The sequence below is a fragment of the Streptomyces sp. NPDC057474 genome (assembly GCF_042802555.1).
Classification (GTDB): Bacteria; Actinomycetota; Actinomycetes; order Streptomycetales; family Streptomycetaceae; genus Streptomyces.
Map to the genome: position 1 here is coordinate 1 of NZ_JBHVDX010000391.1, position 5,039 is coordinate 5,039.

Sequence of the window (5,039 nt, forward strand, 5' to 3'; positions counted from 1 at the left end):
CCACCGGGGCTCTACTCAGGTCAGGGCCGCAGCAGCGTCTTGATGGCGCGGCGTTCGGCCATGGCCTCGTAGCCTTCGGCGGCCTCGTCCAGGGGCAGGGTGAGGTCGAAGACCTTGCCCGGGTTGATACGGCCGCTGAAGACGCGGTCGATCAGGTCGGTAAGGTAGGCGCGCACGGGGGCGGGGCCGCCGCGCAGCCCGACGTGGGAGAAGAAGAGCTGCTGGCCGTCGATCTGCGTGCCGTGGGGGAAGCCGACGAAGCCGACGTTGCCCCCCGGGCGCGCGGACTGCAGGCCCTGGTGCATCGACTCCTGCGTGCCGACGCACTCGAGGACCGAGTCGGCGCCGATACCGTTCGTCAGTTCCTTCACGCGGGCGACGCCTTCCTCGCCGCGTTCGGTGACGATGTCGGTGGCGCCGAACTCCAGGGCCAGCTTCTGCCGGGACTCGTGCCGGCTCATGGCGATGATGCGCTCGGCGCCCAGCTCCTTGGCGGCGATGACGCCGGACAGGCCGACCGCGCCGTCACCGACGACCACGGCGGTCGAACCGGGCTTTACCTCGGCGGCCTTGGCGGCGTACCAGCCGGTGCCCATGACGTCGGAGAGGGTCAGCAGGCTCGGGATCAGCTTCTCGTCCGGCTCCTCCGGGGTGGTGACCAGGGTGCCGTCGGCGAGGGGGATGCGGACGTACTCGGCCTGGGCGCCGTTCACCCACTGCGCGTGCTGACAGGAGGTCTGGTAGCCGGCCTGGCAGATCGGGCAGGTGTTGTCGGAGGCGACGAAGGAGCCGATGACGAACTGGCCCGGCCTGACGCTCGATACGTCGCTGCCGACCTCCTCGACGACGCCGACGTACTCGTGGCCGATCGGCTGTGGCTCGGCGACCGGCAGGACACCTCGATAGCTCCACAGGTCGGAGCCGCACACGCAAGCGGCGACGGTGCGGATGATGGCGTCCGTCGGTGCCGTGATCTTCGGCTCGGGGGCGTTCTCCACCCGGATGTCACCGGGCGCGTGGATGATGGTTGCTCGCATGATGCCTTCTCAGCTCTTGTCGGGTCTGTCGTGGCGTCAGGGCCGGGTACGGGTGCTGACGCGCGGGCCGTTGTAGTCGTCGTCCGGGACGTGTTCGAGCCAGGTGGCGTCGTCCGTCTCCCACAGGGCGAGATGGATCATGAACTGGTCGGGCGCGGCACCGTGCCAGTGCTCCTCACCCGGGGGTGTGTAAATGACGTCGCCGGGATGGGCTTCGATGATGTCGCTGTCACGGGACTGGACCAGGGCGATGCCCTCCACGATGTGGAGGGTCTGGCCCAGGGCGTGGGAGTGCCAGGCGGTGCGGGCGCCGGGAGTGAACCTGACCATGTTGGCCCGCATCCGGGAGGGGGCCTCGCCGCGGTAGATCACGTCGGCGTAGGCGTCGCCGGTGAACCACTCGGCAGGAAGCTTCACGGTGGGAGGCTGCTTCAGTAGTTCCATGGGGTGTCGTCCCTCTGGTGTGGTGCTGCCGCCGGGCCGTGCGGCGGCGGGTGTGGGGGAGAGCCCGCCATGTGGAGTGCGGGCGGAGAGGTGTCAGCCGGACTGGTCGGACTTCTCCACGATCTCCTTGAGCTGGGTCATCGCGGTCATGGCGTTGGGCCAACCGGTGTAGAAGGCCAGATGGGTGATGGCCTCGACCAGCTCGTCCTTGGTCACGCCGTTCTCCAGCGCCTTCCCGAGGTGGAAGCCGAGCTGGTCGGTCCGGTACAGGGCGGCGAGAGCGGTGACGGTGACCAGGCTGCGGTCGCGCGGGGACAGACCCGGCCGCTCCCAGATGTCGCCGAACAGGACGGTGTCGGTCACCTCCGCGAGCTTGGGGGCGAACTCCTGGATGGCCGGCGGCGCGAACTTCTTCCGTTCGGACATGGGGTGGTACTCCTTGCGTGTGTGCGGGGGGATTTCAGGCTGCCCGGCCTTCGACCGGGGGCTGGGTCGGTGCTGACCGAAGAACGAGGTGAGCTTGGCGAGGGCGGAGGAGACGTATTCGTCCTTGTCGTACAGGTCGAATTGGGACGCACCGTCGTCGATCCAGAACAACTCCGCCGGTTCCCCGGCCAGTTCGACGGCCGTTCGGCTGAAGTGAGCCGTGGCGGCCTCGCTGCCCGCGATCATCAGCAGTGGGCGCGGAGCGAGGCTCTCGGTGCCGGCGAAGGAGTCGTACAGGGCGATCTGGTCGACACTGCGCAGCACCCACGCGTTCTCGGACCGCAGGTGCGCACCGCGCGCGGTGCGGTAGTACTCGTGCCCCTGCCGGAGATGGTCCGGCGTTGTCTCGCCGACCTCCTCGGGCACGATGTGTTCGAGGAGGGTGGGCTCGCCGAAGGCCTCGTCCCTACGGAGGAGACCGGCGCGGGCGACCAGATCGCGGAAGACGCCCGGGTCCTGACCGCCGCCGAGTCCGTCGCGCAGCAGGCCGCCGATGCAGGCGACGCTGACCGTGGCGACAGCCCTGATGCGCTGGTCACTGAGGGCGGCGTACACCGCGTGGCCGCCGCCGGTGGAGATGCCCAGCGCACCGATGCGGTCGGGGTCGACGTCCTTCCGGGTGCCGAGGTAGCCGGCGGCGCTCTTGATGTCCTCGGCCCGCTGGAAGGGGTTCTCCAGGAAACGGGGTTCGCCTTCACTCGCGCCCTGGTGGGCGGCGTCGAACGCGAGGGCGGCGAAGCCGTGCTCGGCCAGTCGTCGGGCGTAGAGTCCGGCGGTCTGCTCCTTCACCCCACCCCACGGGTGGGTGACCACGATCGCGGGCAACGGGTGTCCGGCTCGGTCGTCGGGAGTGTGCAGGTGGCCGGCCAGCGTCAGGCCATCGCTGACGAAGGTGACATCCGTCCGCACTGTCTTTACTCGCCTCCTCCGCCTGCCGCAGGGAAATACGGAATATCGCGAGGTTCGGAAAGAAATTGCAGTCAGGGGGTCGGCCGTCCCGCCTGTTCGGGTAAATTCTCTCCGCAGGTCGATAGGTCGATTTCGGTCGCCGAACACGCCATCGACCCTGCCACCCTCACCGGAACCCGCAAAGGGGAGAATTCCATCCGGAGAATCACTTATCCAGGGGAGAAATCCTTACCCCCCTCCCGGAGACCGAGCGGTGCGACACTGGCTGTCATGGCCAGCGACGCGCATTTGAACGAGCTGGGATCGTTCCTCAAGGCGCGGAGGGCCGAGTTGAGCCCGCGCACCGTCGGCCTGCCCGACACCGGTGGGCGGCGGGTGCCCGGCCTGCGCAGGGAGGAGGTCGCCCTGCTCGCCGCCATCAGCACCGACTACTACACGCGGCTGGAGCAGGGCCGCATCCAGCCGTCCGCGTCAGTGCTGGCCGCCCTGGCCCATGTCCTGCATCTGTCCGATCACCAGCGTGACCACCTGTTCGAGCTGGCCGGCCGACAGACGGCACGACACCGCCGCCCGGCCGCGCAGAAGGCGCAACCGCAGTTGCGCCGCCTGCTCGACGATCTCACCGCGAGTCCCGGCGTGGTGATCGGTCGCCGTATGGACATCCTGGCGTGGAATCCGCTCGCCGCCGCCCTGCTCACCGACTTCGCGAAGGTGCCGGAAGACAAGCGGAACTGCGCCCGTATCCTCTTCACCGACCCGTCCATGCGGACGCTGTACGCGGACTGGCGTGCGGTCGCCCGTGGCTGCGTGTCCCATCTGCGCATGACGGCCGCCAAATACCCGGACGATCCGCGGCTGACCAGTCTGGTCGGCGAACTCTCCATGCAGGACAGCGACTTCGGGCAATGGTGGGGAAGCCGTCACGTGCCTTCGCGCAGCTTGGGCATGAAGAGGTTCCACCACCCCCTCGTCGGCGAACTCGTCCTCGACTGGGACACCTTCACCTGCGGCAGCGATCCCGATCAGGAACTCGTCGTCTGGACGGCGGAGCCCAGCACACCGTCGTACGACGGACTACGCGACCTCGCCTCACGGGCCGCCGGTCAGGCCGACTGACCTAACGGTGTGATCCGGCCCGCCGACACGGGAAAGACCGGGTGATTGCCAGACACTGGGAGAAAACTCTCCCCCTCATATTTCGGGTGAACGCTGCGACACTGGCTGCTATGTACAGCAAAGAAAATTTGCCTGAACTAGGAGAGTTCCTCAGGGAGTGCCGAGCCCAACTCAGCCCGCGGACCGTGGGCCTGCCCGAGTCCGGGGCATCCCGGCGCGTGCCGGGGCTGCGCCGGGAGGAGGTCGCCCGACTCGTGGGAATCAGCACCCACGCCTACGCGCGGTTGGAGCAGGGGCGTGCCCCCGTGCCGAGGTCGGTGCTCGCCACGCTCGTCCGTGTCCTGCACCTCGACGACGACCAGCGTGACCACCTGTTCGAGCTGGCCGCGAGTGCCGGGTACGAACCGCGCCGCCGCCCGGCGCAGAAGGTCCACCCGCAGCTCAGGCGCATCCTGGACGAGCTGACAACGACCCCCGCGCTCGTCCTGGGCCGACACTTGGACATCCTCGCCTGGAACCCTCTGGCAGCCGCCCTGCTCACCGACTTCGACCTGGTCCCCGAGAAGAAGCGCAACTACGCCCGGCTGCTCTTCACCGACCCCGCCTTCCGGGAGCTCTACCTCGACTGGAGGACGAACGCCCGGACCTGCGTCGCCCACCTGCGCCTGGAGGCCGCCAGGCACCCTGGCGACCCCGGTATGGCCGCACTCGTCGGCGAGCTCTCGGTGGCCGACGCCGACTTCCGGCAGTGGTGGGCAGGCCGCCAGATGACCGGCCTGCGGATGGGCACCAAGAGGCTGCGACATCCGCTCGTCGGCGACCTCACCCTCGACTGGGACAGCCTGACCTGCACAGCCGACCCCGCACAGAAGCTGGTGATCTCGACCGCCGATCCCGGGACCCCGTCCCATGACGGGCTGCTCTTCCTGGCGTCGTGGACCGCGGACCCGCACACGCCGGCCCGGGATGCGGCAGCTTGACGAGGAAGGGGGCAATCGGCTTGCGCCGTCGTGCCCCCTGAGCAGCAGTGGCGGGGCCGGGCCGGCG

The 5,039-nt window shown here is 68.9% G+C and carries 5 protein-coding genes and 1 pseudogene; 2 read left to right on the forward strand and 4 right to left on the reverse strand.

The annotated features are described in order from the left end of the window. Nucleotides 1–20: 20 nt before the first annotated feature. From ACFU53_RS46480 to ACFU53_RS46495, 4 genes and pseudogenes are all read right to left on the reverse strand, one after another. Nucleotides 21–1,037 (reverse strand): zinc-dependent alcohol dehydrogenase family protein, encoded by a 1,017-nt coding sequence (locus ACFU53_RS46480; protein WP_384006293.1) that lies wholly within the window; start codon nucleotides 1,035–1,037, stop codon nucleotides 21–23. Nucleotides 1,038–1,073: 36 nt separating this feature from the next. Next, nucleotides 1,074–1,481: a cupin domain-containing protein gene (locus ACFU53_RS46485; protein ID WP_384006295.1), complete on the reverse strand. Its 408-nt coding sequence runs from the start codon at nucleotides 1,479–1,481 to the stop codon at nucleotides 1,074–1,076. Between the two features lie 93 nt (nucleotides 1,482–1,574). Then, on the reverse strand, nucleotides 1,575–1,907 hold the full coding sequence (locus ACFU53_RS46490) for a carboxymuconolactone decarboxylase family protein (protein ID WP_327699852.1): 333 nt from the start codon (nucleotides 1,905–1,907) through the stop codon (nucleotides 1,575–1,577). Between the two features lie 576 nt (nucleotides 1,908–2,483). Then, a pseudogene (locus ACFU53_RS46495) lies at nucleotides 2,484–3,023 on the reverse strand (alpha/beta hydrolase); the annotation flags it as partial. Between the two features lie 123 nt (nucleotides 3,024–3,146). Between ACFU53_RS46495 and ACFU53_RS46500 the strand changes: the two are divergent. Together ACFU53_RS46500 and ACFU53_RS46505 are read left to right on the forward strand one after the other, a co-directional pair. After that, entirely contained in the window at nucleotides 3,147–3,992 is an 846-nt protein-coding gene (locus ACFU53_RS46500; protein ID WP_384006297.1) for a helix-turn-helix domain-containing protein, read from the forward strand. Nucleotides 3,993–4,102: 110 nt separating this feature from the next. Then, nucleotides 4,103–4,972, forward strand: coding sequence for a helix-turn-helix transcriptional regulator (locus ACFU53_RS46505; protein ID WP_384006299.1), 870 nt, complete (start codon nucleotides 4,103–4,105; stop codon nucleotides 4,970–4,972). The last annotated feature ends 67 nt before the right edge of the window (nucleotides 4,973–5,039 follow it).

Excerpts from the sequence above, each read along its gene's own strand:
- ACFU53_RS46480 (WP_384006293.1), bottom strand. The coding sequence starts at position 1,037 with ATGCGAGCAACCATCATCCACGCGCCCGGTGACATCCGGGTGGAGAAC.
- ACFU53_RS46485 (WP_384006295.1), bottom strand. The coding sequence starts at position 1,481 with ATGGAACTACTGAAGCAGCCTCCCACCGTGAAGCTTCCTGCCGAGTGG.
- ACFU53_RS46490 (WP_327699852.1), bottom strand. The coding sequence starts at position 1,907 with ATGTCCGAACGGAAGAAGTTCGCGCCGCCGGCCATCCAGGAGTTCGCC.
- ACFU53_RS46500 (WP_384006297.1), top strand. The coding sequence starts at position 3,147 with ATGGCCAGCGACGCGCATTTGAACGAGCTGGGATCGTTCCTCAAGGCG.
- ACFU53_RS46505 (WP_384006299.1), top strand. The coding sequence starts at position 4,103 with ATGTACAGCAAAGAAAATTTGCCTGAACTAGGAGAGTTCCTCAGGGAG.